Origin of the sequence: Burkholderia sp. WP9 (genome assembly GCF_900104795.1) — a bacterium.
Classification (GTDB): domain Bacteria; phylum Pseudomonadota; class Gammaproteobacteria; order Burkholderiales; family Burkholderiaceae; genus Paraburkholderia.
Map to the genome: position 1 here is coordinate 2,798,162 of NZ_FNTG01000002.1, position 21,786 is coordinate 2,819,947.

Here is a 21,786-nt window from a genome sequence, read left to right on the forward strand (position 1 = left end):
GCACGTTCAGTTGACTATGCCGAAATCGTCACAATCCGCGCTTAAGCACACCAAGACTCGGCTGTCCGCCGTTTCTACCATGACGATCATGAAAACCTTAAACATCATCGACTCGCACACCGGCGGTGAACCGACCCGCCTCGTGGTGTCGGGCGGCCCGGATCTCGGCGGCGGTACGCTGGCGCAACGGCTCGAAGTATTCCGCACGCACTTCGACGACTGGCGCGCGGGCATCGTCACCGAGCCGCGCGGCTCGGATGTGGTGGTGGGCGCGCTGCTCTGCGAGCCCGACGATCCCACGTGCGCGGCCGGCGTGATCTTTTTCAACAACGTCGGCTACCTCGGCATGTGCGGGCACGGCACGATCGGGCTCGTCGTCTCGCTCGCGCACCTGGGACGGATCGGGCCGGGGCGCCATCGGATCGAGACGCCGGTCGGCGTTGTCGAAGCGACGCTCAACGAGGATGGCAGCGTCGCCGTACGCAACGTGCCGGCCTATCGCTATCGCGAGTCCGTGCAGGTGGAGGTGCCGGGCCACGGCGTGCTGACGGGCGACATCGGCTGGGGCGGCAACTGGTTCTTTCTCGTCGCCGATCATGGGCGCGCGTTGGAGGCTTCGCGTATCGGCGAATTGACGGCGTTCAGCGGAGCGATTCGCGACGCGCTGATCGCACAGCGCATCACCGGCGCGGAGGGTGCCTTGATCGACCACATCGAACTCTTTGGCCCCGGTTCGCGCGACGGTATCGACAGCCGCAGCTTCGTGCTCTGTCCCGGCAATGCGTACGACCGCTCGCCATGCGGCACGGGCACCAGCGCCAAAGTGGCCTGTCTCGCCGCCGACGGCAAGCTGGCCGAAGGGGCCGTGTGGCGGCAGGAAAGCATTATCGGCAGCGTGTTCGAGGCGAGCTATCGCCATGCCGGCGACGCCGTCCACGTGATTCCCACCATTACCGGCCACGCCTACATTACGGCGGAAGCGCGCCTGTGCTTCGACGAGCGTGATCCCTTTGCGTGGGGCATCCGCACGGCATGACGGCAGACGTGTTGATCGTCGGGGCCGGCATTGTCGGCGCGGCGTGCGCGGCGGAACTGGCGGCGCTCGGCATGCGGGTCGACGTGTTCGACGCGCGGGGCATCGGCGGCGGAGCGACGGCGGCGGGCATGGGCCACATCGTCGTGATGAACGACTCGCCGGCGGAATTCGCGCTGAGTCGGTATTCACGAGACTTGTGGCTTGAACTCGCGCCGCAGCTGCGCGCGCGCGACGCGTTCGCGCGCTGCGGCACGCTCTGGGTCGCAGCGGACGAAGAAGAGCAACACGCCGCCCGCGCGATGCATGCCGCGTTCGAGGCTCAAGGCATGACAGCGCAACTGCTCGACGCGGCCGCGTTGCGGGCTTGCGAGCCGGCACTGGCGGCGTCGATGGCGGGCGGTTTGCGCATTGAACACGACAGCATCGTGTATGCGCCGACCGTTGCCGAATGGCTGCTGACGCAATCGCCGGCCGCCGCAAATATTCGCGTGTGCCTGGGTGCGGAGGTGACCTCGATCGGCGCGAACGGCCTCACGCTTGCCGACGGCGAACGTGTCGGCGCGGCGCACGTCGTCGTTGCCAATGGTCTGGGCGCGCAGCACCTCGTGCCGTCGCTGCCGCTGCAGCCGAAAAAGGGCCACCTGCTGATCACGGACCGCTATCCTGGCCTGATCCGGAATCAGTTGCTCGAACTCGGCTACATCAAGAGCGCGCATCACGCGGCGGGCACGTCGGTGGCGTTCAATGCGCAACCGCGGCCCACGGGGCAATTGCTGATCGGCTCGTCGCGCCAGTTCGACAGCACCGATCCCGCCGTCGACATGCCCGTGCTCGCGCAGATGCTGCAGCGCGCCGCGCACTACCTGCCTGTGCTGCCGACGCTCAACGGCATTCGCGCGTGGACCGGATTTCGCGCGGCCACGCCGGACGGCCTGCCGATGATCGGCACGGCCGGCGATTTCGCGCCCGGCGTATGGCTTGCCGTCGGGCACGAGGGCCTGGGCGTGACGACCTCGCTCGCGAGCGCGAAGCTGCTTGCCGCGCAGATCGTGGCGAGCGTCGCGCCGATTGCGGTCGAGCCTTATCTACCTAAGCGTTTTGCCCGAAAGGTGGCCCATGACTCGTAGCAGCGACGCGGCAAGCATCCACTTGACGATCGACGGCCGGAGTATCGCTGTCGCGCCCGGCACGACCGTGGCCGCTGCGCTCGTGCTGGCGGGTATTCGCAGCACGCGGATCTCGGTGAGCGGCGAGCCTCGCGCCGCGCTGTGCGGCATGGGCGTGTGCCAGGAATGTCGCGTGACGATCGACGGCCGGGCGCATGTGCTGGCGTGCCAGGCCGTGTGCCGGCAGGACCAGGTCGTTCGTACCAACGTTGCGGTGAACATGCCTTGAAACAGCCATTCGACATCGAAGGCGGAGGGCGTTCTCTGGCGCAATCCCGTCTCGGCCGACTCGACGACGTGCCAGCCACACTATGAAACAACACTTCGAGATCGTCATTGTCGGCGCGGGTCCGGCCGGCTTGAACGCCGCGCACGCTGCCGCGCGCACGGGAGCCACGGTCGCTCTGCTGGACGACAATCCACGCGCCGGCGGCCAGATCTGGCGGCAAGGTCCGGGCGATTCGCCGCAAGCGCCGTTGCGTCACCTCCTCGACGCGCTGAGCGGGCAAGGCAACCTCACGCATTGGCCGTCGACTCGCGTGGTTGCGCCGCTGGATTCACGCGGGTTGTTGCTCGAATCCGCGCAGCACGGCGGCACGTGTATCGCGTATGAGCGCCTGATTCTTGCGACCGGCGCGCGAGAGCGGCTCTTGCCATTCCCAGGCTGGACATTGCCGGGCGTGACCGGCGCGGGCGCGCTGCAGGCGCTCATCAAGGGCGGCATGCCGGTGCGTGGCGAGCGGATCGTGATTGCCGGCAGCGGTCCGTTGCTGATCGCCGCGCTCGCCACGGCGCGCGCGGCGGGGGCGCAGGTGGTGGCGGTGGTGGAGCAGGCGTCGGCGTTCGACGTCGCGCGTTTCGGCGTCTCCCTGCTGGCCGAGCCCGCCAAGTTGCGGCAAGCCGTCGGCATGACGCGCGGGTTCGCGGGCCTGAATTACTGGACCGGCAGTATCGTCGAAGCGGCGCATGGGGACGGCCGCGTCGAGCGTGTCACCATCGCGCGCGGGCCGGGGAGGCGCGTCACGCTCGATTGCGACCGCATCGCGTGCGGCTATGGGCTCGTGCCGAACGTCACGCTGGCGCAAGCGCTCGGCTGCGCGATTGGCGAGGCGGGCGAGATTGTCGTCGACGGCGAACAGCGCACATCGGTGGAGAACGTGTTCGCGGCGGGCGAGTGTACCGGGGTCGGCGGCGCCGAGCTGGCCGGTGTGGAGGGCGAGATCGCCGGCCTCGCTGCAAGCGGCGCGGCAGCGGTCCACGCGGCGCTCGACACGCAGCGGGCGCGATGGCGCGGGTTCGGCCGACGCGTCGACGCGGCCTTCGCCCTGCGCGCCGCCGCACGCACGCCGCCCGCTGACGCCACGCTGCTGTGCCGCTGCGAGGACGTGAGCATCGGCGAAGTCCGCGAGTTTGCGAACTCGCGCGACGCCAAGCTGCATACCCGCTGCGGCATGGGCGCCTGTCAGGGAAGGATTTGCGGCGCGGCGGCGAGCCTGTATTTCGGTTGGGAGGCCGCGGCGCCGCGCCCGCCTTTCAGCCCGGCGCAAATCGGCACCTTGATGGCGGCGAATGTGGAGCCGCCGCCAACCGAATAAGCTGTTCGCCCACAGGCCGTGTGGACGCTGGCCGGCGGATATTGTTCGGCCGCGGCGCGGACCTATAATCGATCGCACGCGTCGACCGCCATCCTGCAACGGCGGTCGCGCCCTCCAATGCCCCATCAACGCACGGACCAACGAGACCCGCATGATGAACACGCTGGCTCATCCGCTCGATACGGACGACGCAACGCTGTCCGGCATGCTGTCGCACTTCAGGCTGCTGGAGCCGGTGTTCGACGCGATGCCGGATGTCGTGTTCTTCGTCAAGGACGCCGAGGCGCGCTATGCGCTGGTGAACCGCACGCTCGCGTCCCGCTGTGGCTTCAAGGAAAAGGCGGCGCTGCTCGGCAAGACCGCCGAGGACGTGTTTCCGCGCCGCTTTGGGCGCATCTATACGGCGCAGGACAAGGCGATCATCAACGTCGGCAATCAGCTGATCGACCAACTGGAACTGCATCTGTATCCCGGCAGGCAGCCGGGCTGGTGTCTGACCTGCAAGCAGCCGCTGCGGGATGCGGCGGGCAAGGTGGTCGGCCTCGCCGGCATTTCCCGCGACCTGAAAGCGGACGAAAGCAGTCATCCGGCCTACAGCCGACTCGCCGCGGTGGTGCAGTCCATCCAGGCAAACTACGTTCAGCCTTTGAATCTGAAGCAGCTTGCGGCGATGGCCGATATGTCGGTCGCGCAACTGGAGCGCTATTTTCACAAGGTGTTTCATCTGACGCCGCGCCAGGTCTTGCTGAAGGCCCGGCTTGACGCCGCGACGGCGCTGCTGGTCTCGCACGACAAGGTCACCGACGTCGCCGCGCTGTGCGGCTACACCGACCACAGCGCGTTCACGAGACAATTCAAGGCGACCGTCGGCGTGACGCCGACCGAATACCGCATGCTGCTGCACGGCACTTCGCGGAGCTGAATCGCCGGACATGGCTCGTCGCAAGCATCACTACTATGTCTACGTCGTCGCGCTGGACGACAAGGTGTGGAACGAGGCGCGCTTTCGGCGCGCGAATCCGGACTACCGGTTCGACAAGCCTTGCGTCTATGTGGGTATGACGGGACTGGACCCGGATCTACGCTTTGACCGGCATAAGGCCGGCATTCAGGCCAATCGCTATGTGCGCGATTACGGGTTGCGGCTCGTGCCTGAGTTATATGAGGTGTTCAATCCCATGCCTTACCGCGGCGCACAGGATATGGAAGTGGAACTGGCGATTGGACTGCGCGAAGCGGGCTACGGCGTGTGGCAGGCGTGAGTTGCGCGATCCGGCCGTGGCGTTTGTCAGCGGGGCTCGTCACCGCTTGACCGCCTAAGGGGCTCAAGCCTGGGCGCGCGCCTTTGAATGCGGTTATCGCGGCGCGCGTTACTTCACACCGAGGCCACGCAGCACGGCGTTGCCTTCAGGCGTCAAACGGATATGCGAATTGCCGGCGTCGCTGGAAACCGTTTCAATCAGTCCGGCTTCGTGAAGCTGCGGAATCTCGGGTTTGGCGGACGCGTCGATCGGCGCGTGCAGCAACAGCAGCAACGTCGCCAGTTCGTGGTGGCTCAGCAAGCGGCGCAGGATGGTAGGCCGCTTTGCCGGCGCCGCGGCGTCGTTAGTGTTCGAATCGGGCTGGTTCATGGTGCGCACCTTGTGCGGGTTAGTGTCGACTGGATGATGCGGACGAAGTCTTAAACGATTCTTAAGACACCATTATCCTGTAACACCGTGACACGAAGATTGCACCGACCCAAGTTACCGTTTGTCACACTTACACGCGCTTTCGGCCGCAAACCCTTACGGGGCGCAGGTTTTGCCCGCTGTCTCGATCCACAGGTTGTTCACGTGGCGTTTGCCCGCGTAGAAACGGTAAGTCGTGGCGCCATTGTCGCTGCGTACTTTGACGATATTCGAATCGCCGAAGTCGAGCATCTGGCCTTGCGGAATCGCCGTGGATTTGAACGCGGCGTTGTGGCTGGAGGCCACTTGCGTCAGACACGAGACCACGTCGTTGACGGAGCGCTGCGTGGTGGTGTCCGCGACGGGCTCGCCGGCATCCGGATTCTTCTGGAAGTACGCACACGCGCTGAGAAGCAGGGGAACTGACAGGACTACGGCAAACTTCTTCATATCTCTCCTGGCGTTACATTCGGCTGACAGTACGTGCGACGCCCGCACATGGCACAGCCGCGCGGCATGGACCGCGAAATCAGGTGCCATTATATCGGTGCGGCGCGGCTCCACAGTCGATGCCGCACGCGCCGTGCCCGGCTGGCCCCGCCGGACGGACCTTCCTGTGCCTGTGCGACCCGCCGGAAAGCCTATTTGCGGCGCTGCGCTTGCGCGGCAAGCCGCACGGCGGCATTGGCCGCGCCATAGCCGTCGTAACCGCCGCGCCGCTCGACGATTTCCATGAAGAAACGCTGGTCGAGCTGTTCCGTGTAAGCGTGGAAAAATTCGCCACCCCGCTCGTCGCGGTCGTACAGGATGTTATTGGCGCGCAGCGCCTCCAGCGTCTCGTCCGGCAAGGCGTAGCGAGCGGCGAGATCCTCGTAGTAATTGCGCGGAATGCGCAACACCGGCAAGCCGTCGGCGACGAACTCGGGCATCGCGCTGAAAATGTCGCCGGTGCTGAAAGCGACGTGGTTCAGGCCGGACCCGTGATACGTGTGCAGCGCCTCGGCTACCGCCGTGTGATGGTCCACGGAGGCATTCAGCACGATGCGCACCGAGCCGTCGCGGCTGCGCAGCGCGCGGCTGCGTACGAGACCGTAGGGATCGGGCACCAGCACGCCTGGTTCGGCGTCGAACCCCAAGGCGGTTCGCAGGAACAGCACCCACGTATCCAGCGAATTCGCCGGCACCGACAGGCAAACATGGTCGATACGGCTGAGCGGCCCGACTTCGGTCGGACCGTTGATGTCGGTGAGAACGAAATCGGCCTCGAACAAGGTGGGCTGATCCGGCGTTTCGTCGACGAAATAATTCAGGCTGCTGTCCGGCGCCTGCACGGCGGGCAGCACGCGTTCGTTCGGCCCGATCTGCCCGGAGAACGGCGCGTAGCCGAAGCCGGCGGCGCGCTCGAACGCCTGATGGGCGTCGTCCACGCGAAACGCCGACGCGCACAGCGACAAACCATGTTGCTGGAAAAACGCATTGGCGAACGAATCCGGCTCGGCGTTCAGCACGATCGAAGCCGCGCCGTGCTGGTAAAGCGTGACCTCTTTCGAACGATGCCGGCCGGCCTCGCGAAAGCGCAGTTTGCCGAGCCAGTCGACGAGTTGCGCGCGCGTGCCGTGGTCCACGGCGAATTCGAGGAACTGATAGCCGACGTGCGCGGGCGCCGCGGGCGAGCGGTACAGGTCGCCGACCGGCTGCTGCGTGGATTCGAGCAGCGCGCGGGTCTGCTCCTCGAGGAACAGCAGCGAACGATGGCCGTCCGCGGCCGTGATGGTGGTGGGCGCGGCGCGAAAGCCGTCGTTGAAGATTTCCAGTGAAAGCGGCCCGCGATAGCCCGTTTTCACGACCTGCGCGGTGAAATTGGCGAGATCGAAATCGCCCTGGCCCGGGAAGCAGCGATAGTGGCGGCTCCATTCGAGCACGTCCATGGCGAGCTTCGGCGCGTCGGCGATCTGCACGAAGGCGATGCGTTCGCCCGGAATATCGGCGATACCGTCCACCGTGTCGTTCAACGAAAGCGTGTGAAAGCTGTCGAGCACGAGCCCGAGATTGGGATGATTGACGGCATTCACGAGTTTCCACGCGTGCCGGTACGTCTTGACGTGTTTGCCCCACGCGAGCGCTTCGTAGCCCGCGATCACACCGGCAGCCTGGGCGGCGCGGGCCAGCGCGCCGAGCTGGTCGGTCATCAGCGAATCGTCGCCGATGGTGTCGGGCGACACGTTGCTGCACACCAGAATGCGGTCCGTACCCAGTTCATGCATGACGTCGAACTTGCGCTTTGCGCGGTCGAGATTGCGCTCGAGGCGCTCCGGGCTGACACCGTCGAAATCGCGAAACGGCTGAAACAGCATGATCTTCAGCCCGAGATCTTCGGCGATGCGCCGCACGTCGGCGGGCGAACCGTCGAAATACAGCAAGTCGTTCTCGAAGATCTCGACGCCTTCGAAGCCCGCCGCCTGGATCGCGGTCAGCTTCTCGACAAGGGTTCCGCTGATCGACACGGTGGCAATCGAACGTTGCATGGACGGCTCCTGCAAAAACAATCAAACGGCTGTTGGATAAGGCGCGCAACGGCGTCTCGCGCGGCACTGGCAGGCGCCGGCGGCAGGCATGCTGCATTGCGCAAAATGGGCCAGTTCGTTACTTATGTCAGCAAGACACAGGCCACAATGGTCCACGCTAACCGAAGTTTCCGACAGTTTATACAAACTAACTAGATGGTACAAATTCGTAGAAACCCCGAATGACGACGGCGGCCAATGCGCGCACACTTCGGTCACGTTGCCAGAGCACCGCGGTCGCCGTGGTTGGCTTCAGGCCTCACTTTGCAGGAGTGGATCTCATGAGTTTTGCCTCCGTACTGGTCCTCAATGGACCGAATCTCAATTTGCTCGGCACGCGCGAGCCGGCCATCTACGGCTCGGAAACGCTCGACGACATCGCGAAACTCTGCCGCGATGCCGGCGAGCGGCTGGATCTGTCGATCGACTTCTGCCAGTCGAACGCCGAGCATCAACTGATCGACTGGCTGCACGCGTCGCGGACCAAGGTCGATGGCATCGTGATCAATCCGGCGGCTTACACGCATACCTCGGTTGCCATCGCCGACGCGCTTTCCGCGATCGAAAAGCCGGTGATCGAAGTGCATATTTCAAACGTGCATCGCCGCGAGGCGTTCCGGCACCACTCGTACGTGTCGGCGGTGGCGGAGGCGGTCATCATCGGTTGCGGCACGCAAGGCTATGTACTGGCGTTGGAGCGGATGGCCAGCATTCTTAAGCATAGGGCGGCGAAATGAACTCACAAGCGAACTCACAAGCAACACCTCATTCCTATCTGGTCGGTCTGATCGGATCGGGCATTGGCGGATCGCTGACGCCCGCGATGCACGAGGAAGAGGGCAGCAAGCTCGGCCTGCACTACGTGTACCGGCGTATCGACCTGGAAGCGTTGAAGCTCGACATCGCCGCACTGCCTGATCTGCTCACGGCCGCCGAACGCATGGGCTTCAACGGCCTGAACATCACATATCCGTGCAAGCAGGCCGTAATTCCCCTGCTCGACGAACTGTCCGACGACGCGCGCGCGCTCGGCGCGGTCAACACGGTCCTGTTCAAGGACGGCAAACGTATCGGCCACAACACGGACTGGTCCGGTTTCGCCCGCGCGTTCCAGCGCGGCTTGCCGGACGTGTCGCTGGAGCGCGTCGTGCAACTGGGCGCGGGCGGCGCCGGCGCGGCGGTCGCGCACGCCGCGCTGAACATGGGCGCGAAATCGCTCACGCTATTCGATGTGGATGCCACGCGCGCCGCCTCGCTAGCCGAGGAATTGCAGAAGCGTTTTCCTGCCGCCGCGGTCAGCGCCGGCAGTTCGCTCGCCGAGTCGCTCGCGGCCGCCAATGGCCTGATTCACGCCACCCCCACCGGCATGGCGAAATTGCCCGGCTTGCCCCTGCCGGTCGAATTGCTGCACCGCGATTTGTGGGTGGCGGACATCGTCTATTTTCCGATCCGCACCGCGCTGCTGGAGGCGGCCGAAGCAATCGGCTGCCGCACGCTGAGCGGCGGCGGCATGGCGGTGTATCAGGCGGTCGACGCCATGCGCATCTTCACCGGTCTCGAACCCGACGCCGAGCGGGTGTACAGCCATTTTCAATCGTTGCTGCAACGCTAAGCGGCAGCGCACCAACCGCTAACAAGCAGAGGAGACGATCACCACATGCAGCAACCCATTTCATCCACCCAGGCCGACGCCGCGACGCCGAAAGGCGCCGCGGTAAGCACCGCGCGCCGCTCGAAAGCCCGCTATCAGATTCTGGCGCTGCTCGCGGTCGGAACGATGATCAATTATCTCGACCGGACGGTGCTCGGCATCGCCGCGCCGCAGTTGACCAAAGAGCTCGGCATCAACGCCGCGCTCATGGGGCTGCTTTTCTCGGTGTTTTCGTGGAGCTATGTGGCCTCGCAGATTCCGGGCGGTCTGTTTCTCGACCGCTTCGGCAGCAAGCTCACTTATTTTCTGTCGATGACCTTCTGGTCGCTGTGCACGCTCGCGCAAGGGCTGGTGCACGGCATCGGCGGGCTGTTCGCGTTCCGGCTCGGCCTGGGCGTCTCGGAAGCGCCGTGTTTTCCGACCAATAGCCGGGTGGTCGCCACGTGGTTCCCGCAGAGCGAACGCGCCATGGCGACGGGCACGTACACGGTCGGCGAATACATCGGCCTGGCTTTTTTCAGCCCGTTCCTGTTCATGCTGATGGGCGTTTTCGGCTGGCGCTCGCTGTTCTACGTGGTGGGCGGCGTCGGACTCGTGTTCGGCGTGATCTGGTGGATGTTCTATCGTGAGCCGCGCGATCACCCGTCGGCGAATCAGGCGGAACTCGACTATATCGAAGCGGGCGGCGGTCTCACGAGCGCGAAGAAGAGCGGCGATGCATCGGACGCCACAGGTGCGGCGGCGAAGGCGAAGAGCGGCTTCGAATGGCGCACCATTGGACGGCTGCTCAAGCATCGTCAACTGGCCGGCATCTGTCTCGGCCAGTTCGCCGGTAACTCGACGCTGGTGTTCTTCCTGACCTGGTTCCCGACCTATCTCGCCACCGAACGCCACATGGCATGGCTGAAGATCGGCTTCTTCGCGATCATGCCGTTCATTGCCGCGTCGATCGGCGTGATGTTCGGTGGCATTTTCTCCGACTGGCTGCTGCGCCGCGGCAAGTCGGCGAACGTGGCGCGCAAGCTGCCGATCATTGCCGGGCTGCTGCTCGCGTCGACTATCGTTCTCGCCAACTATGTCGAGAGCAACGTGGCGGTGATCGCGATTCTGTCGGTGGCGTTTTTTGCGCAGGGCATGGCGGCGCTGGGTTGGACGCTGGTGTCGGACATCGCGCCGGAAGGCCTGCTCGGCGTGACCGGCGGCATCTTCAACTTCGCCGCCAACCTGGCCGGCATCGTGACGCCGCTGGTGGTGGGTTTCATCGTCGCGGCAACCGGCTCGTTTGTCGGCGCGCTGGTGTTCATCGGCGCGATTGCGCTGGTCGGCGCGCTGTCGTACATCTTTATCGTCGGCGATATCAAGCGGATCGTGCTGGTGGATTGAGCGGTCCGGGACCGGACGAAAAAAACGGGACGTGGCGCGAGCTACGTCCCGTTTTTTACTTTGAGGCTTGCCTCAGTCGTCCTTGCGCACGAAACGCAGTACGGCATCGACGATCATGGCGCGATGCCGCGCGCGCAAGCGCGGATGCGACGGATCGCGCCCGAACGCCGCGCCGAAGGTATGGCGATTGCCGACGCGGTGAAAGCACAGCGAGCTGATCAGCAAATGCAGATCGATCGGATCGAGGTCGCTGCGGAATTGTCCGGTCGCGATACCGCGCTTGAGCAGGTCTTCGATCGTATGAATCACGGTGACGTTGCGGCCTTTGAAGCTCTTGACCTGCTCGACGTACTTGGCGCCGTGAATATTTTCGATGGTGACGAGCCGCACGAAATCGCGCTGACGGTCGTGATAGTCGAACGTGAACTCGACTAGCGCGCGCATTCCCTCGATCGGGTCGAGTTCGCTGACGTGCAGATCCTGTTCGAGCGCGCGAATGTCTCCGTACACCTTTTCCAGCACCGCCTGGTACAACCCTTCCTTGCTGCCGAAGTAGTAGTACAGCATGCGCTTGGTGGTGTTCGTACGCTCCGCGATCGCGTCGACGCGCGCGCCAGTCAATCCCATCGCGGAGAACTCCTGGGTCGCGACCTCGAGGATGTTGCGCTTCGTCTGTTCGGGATCGTACTTGCGCCGGGTGTCGGTACGCGGACTGTCGGACGGGATGCCGTTGGTATCAGGCTCGGCAGCCTTGCTTCCCTTTTTCATTGTGTATTCGAGCGGCAGTGACGGCGCATTCTAGCATGGCCAAACTGGCGTCCGACGCGGGTCCCGGGCATAAGCGGCCGTGTATTGGCCAACGTCAAACAGTGGGCCTGCGGCGCGCGGCGAGCGCGTCGCGCGTCTGCATCGCGGTGTAGGTGAGTTGCGCCGCCGCGAGACCCAACGCGCCATACGTCGGAGTCAAACCGAAAGACGCGAATGCCTCGGGCACCGGACGCTCGCCCGCAATGGCCGCCGCCAGCAGTTCGCCGGACACGGTAGTCGGCGCCATGCCGTGCCCGCCGAAGCCGACCGCATACCAGACGCCGTCGGTGCTGCGGCCGATTTGCGGCATCTTGTGCCGCGCATAGCTCATCAGGCCGCCCCATGCGTGTTCGATACGCACGTCGTGCAGTTGCGGATAAACCTTGAGCAGATCGCGCCGCAAGAGCCGCGCGATCACCTCGGGCGCGCGGTCACGCACCGAAATGCGGCCGCCCCACAGAATGCGAGTGTCGGGCAGCGGCCGGTAATAGTCGAAGGCGAAGCGGGTGTCGTAGACGGCGGCGCGGGTGTCGATCGCATCTTTCAGGCGTGCGCCGAGCGGCTCGGTGGCCATCACGTAGGTGGCGATCGGCAGCACCGCGCGTTCGACGCGCGGGTAGACGTGCCGCGCGTAGCCGCCGCCCGCCATCACGACGTGGCGCGCTTCCAGCGCGCCGTGCTGTGTGTGCACCACGAACCCGTCGCCATCGCGCTGCAGACGCACGACCGGCGAGTGCTCATGAATCTGTACGCCGGCACGGGCCGCGGCGCCGGCCACGCCGAGCACGTATTTGAGCGGATGAAAGTGGAACGCGTTACGCTCGAATAGCCCGCCGTGATAACGGCGCGTCTTGAGCTGCGAAGCCAACTGTTCCGCCGTCACCGGTTCCCACTCGACGCCGAACGAATCGCGCATGAGGCGACGCTGCGACTCGAGCCGCGCCGGTTCGTCGAACCAGTTGGCGAGGATCACGCCAGCGTCGGTCGCGTCGCAGTCGATGCGATAGCGCGCGATGCGCTTTCTCATCAGATCGACGGCGTCGGTGGTCAGCGTATACAGCTCGCGGGCGCGAGCCGCGCCGAGGGTTTTCAGCAGATCTGCGCAATCGAGGCTGTAGCCGCCGAACACGAACCCGCCGTTGCGCCCGGAGGCGCCGAACCCGACCTGACGGGCTTCGAGCACGGTGACGTCGGCGACGCCCCGCTCGGCGAGTCCCAATGCCGTGGACAATCCCGCGAGACCGCCGCCGATGATGCAGACATGGGCGCTACGGCGCCCGGCCAGCGGCGCATAGGCGGACGAACGCGTGACAGTGGCTTCGTAAAAGCTTTGCATAGGGCTAGGGTAGCGGCAATCGCGCGCTTGCGTCCAGCCGTTGCGCGATCCGCTTGTCAAACGGTGGATACGAAAGGCCGGCACCCGCGTCGAGCGAATGCCGGCCTGGGCGGACCAGGCGTCGAGGCGAACGGGAGCGGCCTCAGGACACCGGCAGCAACTTGCCGGTGAACACCACCGGACCGCTCGGCGCGTTGTGATCGGGCGAGCCGCCCGGCGCTTCGATCGAGACGGCCAGCGCCGCGTAACTCTCCGGCTTCTGCTGACCGGCGGTGACCTTGCCGTTCGCGCTGTCCGGCAGCATGCCGAGCGAAACCGGGTGGCCGCTCGCCGGAATGCCCCACAGTTCCATGGCCCGGCCCGCGGGCAGATCGACCTTGCCGAGCGGATGCACGGTCATGGTCGAATGCGCTTCGTCCCACGCGACCAGCATGACCGGATGCGCGTCCTTATTGTTCAGCACGGCCACATGCGACACGGCCGTTTCGGGTTGCTGAGCCACGGTCGGCGCCGTGACAGGCGCGGTGGCGGACGGCAACAGTGAGCGCACGGCGACCACCAGGGCGACTGCCGCGACACCCGTGACGCCGAGTGCCCAGCCGCGCCAGAACGCCAGGTTCTCGAACAGGCTGCGCGACGGCCGCGCCGGTATTTCCACCACGCTGCGCGGGCGTGCCGCTTCCCGCGCCGCCGTGAGGCCGAGACGCCGTTCGATGGCTTCCCACACGGCGGCCGGCGGCATGCGCGGCTCCGCGAGCTCGGCCATTGGCGAGATGCGGCGCTGCCATTCGTCGACGGCCTTGCGGATCGTCGTGTCGTGGTCCGCGTAGCGTTGAAAGCGGCGGCGCGCGCCACCACGCAGCGTGCCGAGCACATATTCGGCGGCCAGCAGATCGACTAGCTGAGGATAGCGATGGAGATTCATCACTCGCCTCCCAGGCAGGTCTTGAGCTTGGCGAGGCCGCGTCTGATCCATGACTTGATGGTGCCGAGCGGCACCGTCAGCACTTCGGCGATCTCGCTATGGCTCTGGTCGCGCAGGTAGGCGAGGGCAACTGCCTGACGCTGCGCCGGCTCCAGTTGCTGCATGCAGCCGGCCAGCAAACGTGCCTGCAGGCTGACCGCCGTCAGCGCTTCGGGATCCGGATCGCCGGTTGCCACGAGATCGTCCAACGCATCGCTCCATTCTGTTTCCTGCGAGTTGACCCGCCGCAGGTGATCGAGAGCACGATTACGGACGATTGCCGACATCCACGTCATCGGGGCGGACAGCGCGCGGCGATAGTCGCCGGCAAAGCGCCAGATATTGACGAAGCTGTCCTGCAAGACTTCTTCGGCCCACTCGTGCTTGCTCAATATACGGAGAGCAAGGCCAAACAGTTTCGGGGCGGCGAGATCATATAGCTCGCGCAATGCCGCGCCGTCCTGTTTGGCGACACGTTCGAGCAGCTCGGCGAGGGTTTCCGGCGTCAGTTCTCGAGGATTGGCGGTCATGGAGAAAGTTAGGGTGAGCTTGCGGGCCTATGTTACTCAATTTCTCCGTCGTCTTATATGCGGTTTTTTTCGTTGGGCGCGCATCCGTTGAGGCGAGGTTCGCGTATGTGGCTGCAGAGCCCGGCGTTGCGTGGGTTGCGTGCGTTCGTTCGCGCGATGACAGGATGGCGGGCGAAGAGGACACGGGGTGCGTGTGAGTGAGGGTAGGGCCGTTGCGCCAGTCGATGAACGGCGGGCAACGGAGCCACGCGATGCGGGACGGATAGCGCATGGCGGGTGGTTTGACAAAGCACGGGGGGCACGGCTCATTCCTGATGAGGTCGAGGGCGGCTGTCGATGGATTGGCAACCGCCTTCGACCGGAATGGGTTGGCCGGCTCAGGTCATGCTTGCTGGCGTCCGCATGTGCGTCTGCATGTGCGTCCGGTCGCGCTTCGACGCGCCTTCGGCTTATCTCCCCCAGCGCAGCACCAGCGGATCGAGCCGTCGCGCGACCTTCAACAGTCCTTCGCGTGTGGCCGGATGCATTTGCGGTAATGGATGGCGTACCGCGTCGGAGCGGATCACGCCGCCTTCCTTCATCAGCGCCTTGCACGATGCGAGGCCGCCCTGGCGGTTTTCGTAGTTGATCAACGGCAGCCACTGCTGATAGTGGGCGGCGGCCGCCTCGGTGTCGCCGGCCGCATAGGCGTCGACGATCAGACGGATGCCGTCGGCGTAGCCGCCGCCCGTCATCGATCCGGTTGCGCCCGCATCCAGATCGGCCATCAGCGTGATCGCCTCTTCGCCGTCCCATGGACCCACGATTGCGTCGCCGCCCAGCTCGATGAGTTCGCGCAGCTTGTTCGCCGCTTGCGGCACTTCGATCTTGAAGTACGACACGTGATCGATCTCGCGCGCCATGCGGGCGAGAAACGGCGCCGACAATGGCGTGCCGCTCACCGGCGCGTCCTGAATCATGATCGGAATCGAGATTGCGTCGGACACGGTCCGGTAGAACTCGTAGATGCCGCGCTCGCCGACGCGGATCGTCGCGCCGTGATACGGCGGCATGATCATGACCATCGCGGCGCCCGCGGCCTGTGCGCTGCGACTGCGCTCGGCGCACTGGTGCGAACTGAAATGCGTGGTCGTGACGATCACCGGCACGCGGCCCGCGACGTGTTCGAGCGCCACGTGCATGAGCGTCGTGCGCTCGTCGTCGGACAGGGCGAACTGCTCGGAGAAGTTCGCCAGAATGCACAGCCCGTTCGAACCCGCGTCGATCATGAAATCGATGCAGCGTTTCTGGCCTTCGAGGTCGAGCCGGCCGGCGTCGTCGAAGATGGTCGGCACGACGGGGAACACGCCGCGCAAGGCGCTAGAAGTGGATGCCTGAGTCATGGTGATAAGCGTTGTCGCAAAGTGTGGGTCGATTCCATGCAGGATGGCTGTCGCCGACTATACGGAGCTGGACCCGGCAGGTATATTGAATTGTTTCCATCTTGTGATCGCTTTTGCGACTCACCTTCGCGACTCACCTTCGCGTTCGCTCGGCAAGCCATGAAAGACACCCTGAACCTCCTGCTCTCGAAACTGCGCATGAAGCAACTCCAATTGCTGATTGCGCTCGACGACCAGAAGTCGCTGCACAAAGCCGCCGGTGCGATGTCGCTGACGCAGTCGGCGGCCAGCAAGGCCTTGCAGGAACTGGAGTCGATGCTCGACGCGCCGCTCTTCGAGCGGTCGAAAAGCGGCATGATCCCGAACCAGCTCGGCCATTGCGTGATCCGCTACGCGCGCCTCGTGACGACGGATCTCACCGCGCTCTGCCAGGACGTCGCCGAGATACGTTCCGGGCGCGGCGGGCGTCTCGCGATCGGCGCGATCATGGGCGCGATTCCGGAGTGCGTCGTGCCGGCGCTGAATCAACTGCATGCCGGGCAGCCGAACCTTTCCGTCGAAGTGGTGGAAGACACGAGCGCGCGCATGCTGCAGCAACTCGACGACGGCCGGCTCGATCTGGTAATCGGTCGCGCGGCGGTGGCGGCCGATCCATCGAAGTATCACTATCGTCCCCTAGGCGACGAGCCGCTCTCGGTGGTGGTGGGCTACGGTCATCCGCCGTTGCCGAGGAAAGAGGTGAAACTGCGCGATCTGGCCGGCCATCGCTGGGTGATGTATCCGTCGCACATGCCGCTGCACGCGCTGCTCGAACGTGAGATGGATCTGGCCGGTCTGGACATGCCGGACAACCCGGTGTCGACGGCTTCAACTTTCGTCACGGTCGCTCTGCTGCAAAGCAGTCACGATCTGGTTTCGCTCTTGCCTACCGCGATCGCAGATATGTTCGTGCGGAAAAGGATGCTGCGCCTCGTTCCGGTGAAACTCAAATCGCCGTCGCAGACTTTTGGCGTTGTCACGCGCAAGGGTGGGGAGCTGTCGCCGCCAGCGGAACAGTTCGTCGAATTGTTGAGTGCGCAGGCGGCGAAGCCGACGCCAAAACGGTTGCCGGAGCACACGGCACGAAAGCAAAAAAGCGCCTGAAGCGGCGCTTTTTCGACACGCGAAAGACTTTCAATATCTCACGGCGATCGCCACTGCGCCATGCGTCGCAAAAGGGTGTTGTAGCCGCGACACTCTCGGGTAAATCCGTACCGATCGCGGCTTCATGTTCCGCGCTACACTCCTTCGAAGGTGCGCCAGGTCAGAAGAGCATGGCGCCCGCTCGGGGAGAGCAGCATGAATCGGCCACTGGTTCGGTTACCGTTTCGCGCAACAGGCACGGCGTCTGTGCGGAAGTGGTTCAAATGGGCGCTGGCGGCGGCGTTACTGCTCCTGCTGGCACTGGCGGCGCGCTTTTGCCAGGTCGAGATCGAAACATCGCGATTGCAGGCGCGCTATCTCTCCGAACTGACTCGCGACGTGGGTTTCTCCGTCGCCGACGGTCCCAGTCACTCCATCCGTTTTCCTCAAGCTGACAAAGGTCCCTACGACAGCCGTCTAGGCTATGCGCTGCTGCCGTCGATCCAGCAGCGCCTGCTGCAACGCGGATTCGAAGTGAGCGCTCAGGCGCGCGATTCCGAGCGGATGCTGTCGCTGGCGGATAACGGCCTCTTTCTTCCATACGAAGAAAAGGATCGGGCAGGCTTGCAACTCTTCGATGGCACGGGCGCGCCGCTCTTTTCCGCGCAGTTCCCGGGCCGCGTGTATGACAACTTCGACGCGATTCCGCCGCTCGTCGTGAATTCGCTGCTTTTTATCGAAGACCGTTATCTGCTCGATCCGGATCAGCCGAACCGCAATCCGGCAATCGACTGGGGCCGCTTCAGCCGTGCCCTGGCCGATCAGGGCGTGCGCGTGTTCAACCACCATCAGTCGCAGCCCGGCGGCAGCACGCTCGCCACGCAGATCGAAAAATTCCGCCACTCGGCAGACGGGCGCACGGCGAGCCCGCCGGAGAAATTGCGGCAGATCGCGTCGGCCTCGGTGCGCGCCTATCTGAACGGCCCGCAAACCATGCCGGCGCGCCGGCAGATCGTCGTCCACTATCTCAACTCGGTGCCGCTCGCCGCGCAGCCGGGCATCGGCGAAATCAACGGCATTGGCGATGGACTCGCCGCCTGGTACGGGCGCGATTTCAACGACATCAATCGCATTCTGAAAGCGCCTCCGACCGAACAGAATCTGCCGGAGCAGGGCGTGGCGTTTCGCCAGGTGCTCTCGCTGATGATCGCGCAACGCGCGCCGTCGTATTTCCTGCATCACGGCTACAAAGAACTCGAACGGCTGACCGACAGTTATCTGCGGCTGCTCGCGAACGGCGGCATCGTGTCGATCCCGTTGCGCGATGCCGCGCTGTCCGCCGTGGTGGATTTGCACCGCATGCCCGCGAGAACGGCGAGCACGGAGTCCTTCGTGTCGCGCAAGGCGGTCACGTCCATGCGCTCGCATCTGCTGGCCGCGCTCGGCATTCCGAGTTTTTACGAACTCGACCGCCTCGATCTGCAGGCGAAAGGCACGCTCAACAACGCGGTGCAGCAAGCCGTGAGCGAACGCCTCGCCGCTGCCGCTACGCGCGACGGTGCGAAGGCCGCAGGTCTCGTCGGCTTCGAAATGCTGCGGGCGTCGGATGATCCTTCGAAGATCGCTTATAGCTTCACGCTGTTCGAGCGGCGCGACGGCGCTGCCCTCGTGCGTGTGCAAACCGATAGCGTCAACCAGCCGTTCGATATCAATTCCGGCGCGCGGCTCAATCTCGGTTCGACGGCGAAACTGCGTACCGTGGTGACGTATTTGCAGATCGTCTCAGATCTGCACAAGCGTTATGCGCCGCTGAGCACAGCGGAGCTGAAAGCCGTCAAGTACGATCCGAACGACCAGCTCACGCGCTGGTCGCTCGATTATCTTGCGCACACATCGGACCGCTCGCTGCAAGCCATGCTCGACGCTGCCGTGGAGCGCAAGTACTCGGCCAGTCCCGGCGAAACCTTCTATACGGGCGGCGGCGCGCAGACCTTCAACAATTTCGAATCCGACGACAACAGCCGCATCCTGACCGTGCATCGCGCATTCCAGCATTCGGTGAATCTGGTTTTCGTGCGTTTGATGCGCGACATCGTTCATTACGAAATGGTGCAGACCACCGGGCCGTCGTCGCAATGGCTGGGCGATCCGCAGATCCGCAAGATGTATCTGATGCGCTTCGCCGATCAGGAAAGCCGCGTGTACATGAATCGTTTCTATACGAAGTACCACGGCAAGACGCGCGACCAGGCGTTGGCGCTGCTGCTGCTCGGCGTGCGCAAATCGCCGCCCAAAGTGGCGACGGTGTTACGCAGCGTCGCGCCCGACGAGTCGAATGCATGGTTCAACGCGCAGATGCGCGCGGCGCTGAAAAACACGCCCGCCGCCTCCGTGCTCGACGACGAGGATCTGGGGAATCTGTATGCCAAATACGCGATTGACCGCTTCAATCTGAACGACCGCGGCTACATCTCCAGCGTGCATCCGCTCGAACTGTGGACGCTCAACTATCTGCGCGAGCATCCCGGCGCCACGCTCGACCAGATTCAGAGCGCGAGCCGCGACGTGCGTCTGTCGACGTATTCATGGCTCTTCAAGACGCGCTATCACGCCACGCAAGACCGCCGCATCAAGCGGATGGTCGAACTGCGCGCGTACGATGCCATCGGCAAATCGTGGCAGGCGCTCGGTTATCCGTTTGCGACGCTCACACCTTCGTATGCGGCTGCAATCGGCGCGTCGGGCGATCGGCCCGCCGCGCTCGCGCAACTGATCGGCGTGATTGCCAACAATGGCAACAAGGTGCCGACCGAAAGCCTCACGCAACTCGACTTCGCGAAAGACACGCCTTACGAAACGCATTTCCAGCGCGCGGCGGTGGCGCCGCAACAGCAGTTGTCGCCGGAAATCGCCGGCGTGGTGAAAGTGCTGTTGCGTGACGTAGTGACGGGCGGCACCGCGAAACGTCTTGCGCAAGGCATGACATTCCCCGATGGCCAGACCCTGGAGGTGTACGGCAAGACCGGCACCGGCGATCAGCGCTTCAATGTGTTCGCCAAAGGCGCTCGTCTGATCGAGTCGCGCAAGGTGAACCGCAGCGCGACCTTCGTGTTCGCGATGGGCGACCGTTTCTACGGCACCTTGACCGCGTGGGTGCATGAACCGTATGCCGCGCATTACGAGTTCACGAGCGCGCTATCGGTGCAGTTGCTAAAGTCGATGGCGCCGGTGTTGCAGCCGTTGCTGGACAACCCGCCTGCAAAGACCGCGTCTGTGAGGAAGGTGGCGGCGCAATGAGCGCGAGTGAAAAGTGCCGGTGCTGATGAATCACGCCGGCGTCTGATAAACCGTCTCCGCCGCCGGTTTGAGGAATAGCTCGTGCACCGGCGCGAAATGCGCATAGAGCGGCAGAATCGCGCCGCCCATTGCGCGCGCATCGGCTCCGATTGCGCCTTCCAGCAATTGCGGCCGCACCATGCCTTCCCATTCGAAACGGTCGAGCACGCGCTCGGTGCGTCGAATGATTTCCCGCACCAGTTGCCGGTCGAGTTCGCCGTCGATCACGATCGCTTCGAGGTCGAGCAACGCGGCCGCATTGGTCAGCGCGTTGGCGATCGCCGGGCACGCGCTGTCGAGCCATTGTTCGGTGTGCCGCCACATTTCCGGCGACAACGCGCGATGATCGTGCGCGGCCGCGGCCGGTGCGCCCGCATCGTTCAAGAGCTTTTCGAGCACGAAGCCCGAGGCCGCGTGCAGCAACTGGCGCGCGGGTTTGCGCGGGCCGCCTTCGCGCAACGGAATCGAGCCGACCGCGCCCGCGTTATCGTGCGGGCCGCCGTGCAAACGGCCGTCGATCACGAGGCCGCCGCCGATAAACGTGCCGACGAACAGATACAGAAAGTTGTGGATGCCGCGGCCCTGGCCCATCACGAGTTCGGCGGCGCAGGCGGCCGTGGTGTCTTTGGCGAACTCGACGGGCAGGCCCGTCATGGTGGCGATGCGCGAGCGCAGATCGATCTCATGCCACGCCTCCAGCGCGTCCGGCGGCGCGCCTAAAAAATCGCGCCAGCCGCCGAGCCACAAGGGCGCCGCGACGCCTACGCCGACCACCTGGCTGGCCTTCGCGCCGAGCGACTGGTTCACGCGCGCCAGCTTGCTTTCGAGCGCGGGAAACAGCGTGCGCGGATCGGGGTACGCGTATTCGAAGACATCGCGATGCACGACATGGCCGGCAAAATCCATGGCCAGCACGTCGAGACTGCGGCGTCCCACCTTGATGCCGATGGTGTACGCGCCTTGCGCGCGCAACGCGATCGGCACCGACGGCTGGCCGATCCTGCCGCGCACCCGCGCCTGCTTTTCGAGCAGCCCGTCGTCGATGAGGCGCTCGACGATCATCGACACCGTCTGCATGGAAAGACGCGTGAGGCGGCTCACGTCGGCTTTCGGCAGCGGCCCATGCAAGCGGATCGCCTGCAGGACGATGCGCTCGTTGAATTGCCGCATGCCGACCTGATTCGAGCCGACCGTGCGTTTGAGAGGCGAGCGGGTGCCGGTGGTGTCCATGGTGGGAGCCCGCT

At 64.6% G+C, this 21,786-nt stretch carries 20 protein-coding genes; 11 read left to right on the plus strand and 9 right to left on the minus strand.

The window, feature by feature from the left end; all coding sequences use genetic code 11:
• Positions 1-79: 79 nt before the first annotated feature.
• The 6 genes from BLW71_RS33595 to BLW71_RS33620 all read left to right on the plus strand — a co-directional run bounded on the left by BLW71_RS33595 (position 80) and on the right by BLW71_RS33620 (position 5,059).
• Entirely contained in the window at positions 80-1,036 is a 957-nt protein-coding gene (locus BLW71_RS33595; protein ID WP_091809192.1) for a 4-hydroxyproline epimerase, read from the plus strand.
• Positions 1,033-2,163, plus strand: coding sequence for an NAD(P)/FAD-dependent oxidoreductase (locus BLW71_RS33600; protein WP_091807334.1), 1,131 nt, complete (start codon positions 1,033-1,035; stop codon positions 2,161-2,163). The genes BLW71_RS33595 and BLW71_RS33600 overlap by 4 nt, the downstream gene beginning before the upstream one ends.
• Positions 2,153-2,431: a (2Fe-2S)-binding protein gene (locus BLW71_RS33605; RefSeq protein WP_091807336.1), complete on the plus strand. Its 279-nt coding sequence runs from the start codon at positions 2,153-2,155 to the stop codon at positions 2,429-2,431. The genes BLW71_RS33600 and BLW71_RS33605 overlap by 11 nt, the downstream gene beginning before the upstream one ends.
• Before the next feature lie 82 nt (positions 2,432-2,513).
• A complete protein-coding gene (locus BLW71_RS33610) occupies positions 2,514-3,797 on the plus strand; it encodes an FAD-dependent oxidoreductase (protein WP_091807338.1) in 1,284 nt (427 codons plus the stop codon).
• 154 nt (positions 3,798-3,951) lie between these two features.
• A complete protein-coding gene (locus BLW71_RS33615; RefSeq protein ID WP_091809195.1) occupies positions 3,952-4,719 on the plus strand; it encodes an AraC family transcriptional regulator in 768 nt (255 codons plus the stop codon).
• 10 nt (positions 4,720-4,729) lie between these two features.
• On the plus strand, positions 4,730-5,059 hold the full coding sequence (locus tag BLW71_RS33620) for a hypothetical protein (protein ID WP_007177862.1): 330 nt from the start codon (positions 4,730-4,732) through the stop codon (positions 5,057-5,059).
• Positions 5,060-5,167: 108 nt separating this feature from the next.
• Here the strand turns inward: BLW71_RS33620 and BLW71_RS33625 are convergent, their stop codons facing one another.
• The 3 genes from BLW71_RS33625 to BLW71_RS33635 all read right to left on the minus strand — a co-directional run bounded on the left by BLW71_RS33625 (position 5,168) and on the right by BLW71_RS33635 (position 7,992).
• Complete coding sequence (locus BLW71_RS33625) at positions 5,168-5,428, minus strand: hypothetical protein (protein WP_091807340.1); 261 nt, start codon at positions 5,426-5,428, stop codon at positions 5,168-5,170.
• A 156-nt stretch (positions 5,429-5,584) separates the two neighbouring features.
• A complete protein-coding gene (locus BLW71_RS33630) occupies positions 5,585-5,917 on the minus strand; it encodes a YdgH/BhsA/McbA family protein (RefSeq protein WP_091807342.1) in 333 nt (110 codons plus the stop codon).
• A gap of 191 nt (positions 5,918-6,108) precedes the next feature.
• Positions 6,109-7,992 (minus strand): bifunctional sugar phosphate isomerase/epimerase/4-hydroxyphenylpyruvate dioxygenase family protein, encoded by a 1,884-nt coding sequence (locus BLW71_RS33635; protein WP_091807345.1) that lies wholly within the window; start codon positions 7,990-7,992, stop codon positions 6,109-6,111.
• A gap of 320 nt (positions 7,993-8,312) precedes the next feature.
• Here BLW71_RS33635 and aroQ point away from each other — a divergent pair, with 320 nt between their 5' ends.
• From aroQ to BLW71_RS33650, 3 genes are read left to right on the plus strand one after another with little or no spacing between them, the layout of a single operon-like run.
• Positions 8,313-8,768 (plus strand): type II 3-dehydroquinate dehydratase, encoded by a 456-nt coding sequence (gene aroQ, locus BLW71_RS33640; RefSeq protein ID WP_091807347.1) that lies wholly within the window; start codon positions 8,313-8,315, stop codon positions 8,766-8,768.
• The gene (locus BLW71_RS33645; RefSeq protein WP_091807349.1) at positions 8,765-9,643 is read left to right on the plus strand and encodes a shikimate dehydrogenase; all 879 of its coding nucleotides are present in this window, start codon (positions 8,765-8,767) and stop codon (positions 9,641-9,643) included. Before aroQ ends, BLW71_RS33645 begins: the two co-directional genes overlap by 4 nt.
• 45 nt (positions 9,644-9,688) lie before the next feature.
• Positions 9,689-11,065, plus strand: coding sequence for an MFS transporter (locus BLW71_RS33650; RefSeq protein ID WP_091807351.1), 1,377 nt, complete (start codon positions 9,689-9,691; stop codon positions 11,063-11,065).
• Between the two features lie 72 nt (positions 11,066-11,137).
• Here BLW71_RS33650 and BLW71_RS33655 read toward each other — a convergent pair whose 3' ends face one another.
• The 5 genes from BLW71_RS33655 to BLW71_RS33675 all read right to left on the minus strand — a co-directional run bounded on the left by BLW71_RS33655 (position 11,138) and on the right by BLW71_RS33675 (position 16,084).
• A complete protein-coding gene (locus tag BLW71_RS33655) occupies positions 11,138-11,833 on the minus strand; it encodes a TetR/AcrR family transcriptional regulator (protein WP_091807353.1) in 696 nt (231 codons plus the stop codon).
• Positions 11,834-11,927: 94 nt separating this feature from the next.
• Positions 11,928-13,208, minus strand: coding sequence for an NAD(P)/FAD-dependent oxidoreductase (locus BLW71_RS33660; protein WP_091807355.1), 1,281 nt, complete (start codon positions 13,206-13,208; stop codon positions 11,928-11,930).
• A gap of 142 nt (positions 13,209-13,350) precedes the next feature.
• Positions 13,351-14,133 carry an anti-sigma factor gene (locus tag BLW71_RS33665; protein WP_091807356.1) on the minus strand — a complete coding sequence of 261 codons (783 nt, stop codon included), beginning with the start codon at positions 14,131-14,133 and terminating at the stop codon, positions 13,351-13,353.
• A complete protein-coding gene (locus tag BLW71_RS33670; protein ID WP_091807359.1) occupies positions 14,133-14,702 on the minus strand; it encodes an RNA polymerase sigma factor in 570 nt (189 codons plus the stop codon). Before BLW71_RS33670 ends, BLW71_RS33665 begins: the two co-directional genes overlap by 1 nt.
• A 449-nt stretch (positions 14,703-15,151) precedes the next feature.
• Positions 15,152-16,084 (minus strand): dihydrodipicolinate synthase family protein, encoded by a 933-nt coding sequence (locus BLW71_RS33675; protein WP_091807361.1) that lies wholly within the window; start codon positions 16,082-16,084, stop codon positions 15,152-15,154.
• A gap of 159 nt (positions 16,085-16,243) precedes the next feature.
• Between BLW71_RS33675 and BLW71_RS33680 the strand changes: the two genes are divergently transcribed.
• Together BLW71_RS33680 and BLW71_RS33685 are read left to right on the plus strand one after the other, a co-directional pair.
• The gene (locus BLW71_RS33680) at positions 16,244-17,227 is read left to right on the plus strand and encodes a LysR family transcriptional regulator (RefSeq protein ID WP_091807363.1); all 984 of its coding nucleotides are present in this window, start codon (positions 16,244-16,246) and stop codon (positions 17,225-17,227) included.
• A 195-nt stretch (positions 17,228-17,422) separates the two neighbouring features.
• Positions 17,423-20,503, plus strand: a complete 3,081-nt coding sequence (locus BLW71_RS33685; RefSeq protein ID WP_091807365.1) for a transglycosylase domain-containing protein — start codon at positions 17,423-17,425, stop codon at positions 20,501-20,503.
• 30 nt (positions 20,504-20,533) lie between these two features.
• On the opposite strand, the gene BLW71_RS33690 is transcribed toward BLW71_RS33685, so the two are convergent.
• On the minus strand, positions 20,534-21,772 hold the full coding sequence (locus tag BLW71_RS33690; protein ID WP_091807367.1) for an ROK family transcriptional regulator: 1,239 nt from the start codon (positions 21,770-21,772) through the stop codon (positions 20,534-20,536).
• Between the last annotated feature and the right edge of the window lie 14 nt (positions 21,773-21,786).

Bases quoted from the DNA above. Each gene is read 5' to 3' on its own strand.
- BLW71_RS33670 (WP_091807359.1), bottom strand. From the start codon at position 14,702: ATGACCGCCAATCCTCGAGAACTGACGCCGGAAACCCTCGCCGAGCTG.
- BLW71_RS33680 (WP_091807363.1), top strand. From the start codon at position 16,244: ATGAAAGACACCCTGAACCTCCTGCTCTCGAAACTGCGCATGAAGCAA.
- BLW71_RS33650 (WP_091807351.1), top strand. From the start codon at position 9,689: ATGCAGCAACCCATTTCATCCACCCAGGCCGACGCCGCGACGCCGAAA.
- BLW71_RS33645 (WP_091807349.1), top strand. From the start codon at position 8,765: ATGAACTCACAAGCGAACTCACAAGCAACACCTCATTCCTATCTGGTC.
- BLW71_RS33635 (WP_091807345.1), bottom strand. From the start codon at position 7,992: ATGCAACGTTCGATTGCCACCGTGTCGATCAGCGGAACCCTTGTCGAG.
- BLW71_RS33615 (WP_091809195.1), top strand. From the start codon at position 3,952: ATGAACACGCTGGCTCATCCGCTCGATACGGACGACGCAACGCTGTCC.
- aroQ (WP_091807347.1), top strand. From the start codon at position 8,313: ATGAGTTTTGCCTCCGTACTGGTCCTCAATGGACCGAATCTCAATTTG.
- BLW71_RS33600 (WP_091807334.1), top strand. From the start codon at position 1,033: ATGACGGCAGACGTGTTGATCGTCGGGGCCGGCATTGTCGGCGCGGCG.
- BLW71_RS33675 (WP_091807361.1), bottom strand. From the start codon at position 16,084: ATGACTCAGGCATCCACTTCTAGCGCCTTGCGCGGCGTGTTCCCCGTC.
- BLW71_RS33655 (WP_091807353.1), bottom strand. From the start codon at position 11,833: ATGAAAAAGGGAAGCAAGGCTGCCGAGCCTGATACCAACGGCATCCCG.
- BLW71_RS33690 (WP_091807367.1), bottom strand. From the start codon at position 21,772: ATGGACACCACCGGCACCCGCTCGCCTCTCAAACGCACGGTCGGCTCG.
- BLW71_RS33630 (WP_091807342.1), bottom strand. From the start codon at position 5,917: ATGAAGAAGTTTGCCGTAGTCCTGTCAGTTCCCCTGCTTCTCAGCGCG.
- BLW71_RS33605 (WP_091807336.1), top strand. From the start codon at position 2,153: ATGACTCGTAGCAGCGACGCGGCAAGCATCCACTTGACGATCGACGGC.
- BLW71_RS33595 (WP_091809192.1), top strand. From the start codon at position 80: ATGACGATCATGAAAACCTTAAACATCATCGACTCGCACACCGGCGGT.
- BLW71_RS33685 (WP_091807365.1), top strand. From the start codon at position 17,423: ATGAATCGGCCACTGGTTCGGTTACCGTTTCGCGCAACAGGCACGGCG.
- BLW71_RS33620 (WP_007177862.1), top strand. From the start codon at position 4,730: ATGGCTCGTCGCAAGCATCACTACTATGTCTACGTCGTCGCGCTGGAC.
- BLW71_RS33660 (WP_091807355.1), bottom strand. From the start codon at position 13,208: ATGCAAAGCTTTTACGAAGCCACTGTCACGCGTTCGTCCGCCTATGCG.
- BLW71_RS33610 (WP_091807338.1), top strand. From the start codon at position 2,514: ATGAAACAACACTTCGAGATCGTCATTGTCGGCGCGGGTCCGGCCGGC.
- BLW71_RS33665 (WP_091807356.1), bottom strand. From the start codon at position 14,133: ATGAATCTCCATCGCTATCCTCAGCTAGTCGATCTGCTGGCCGCCGAA.
- BLW71_RS33625 (WP_091807340.1), bottom strand. From the start codon at position 5,428: ATGAACCAGCCCGATTCGAACACTAACGACGCCGCGGCGCCGGCAAAG.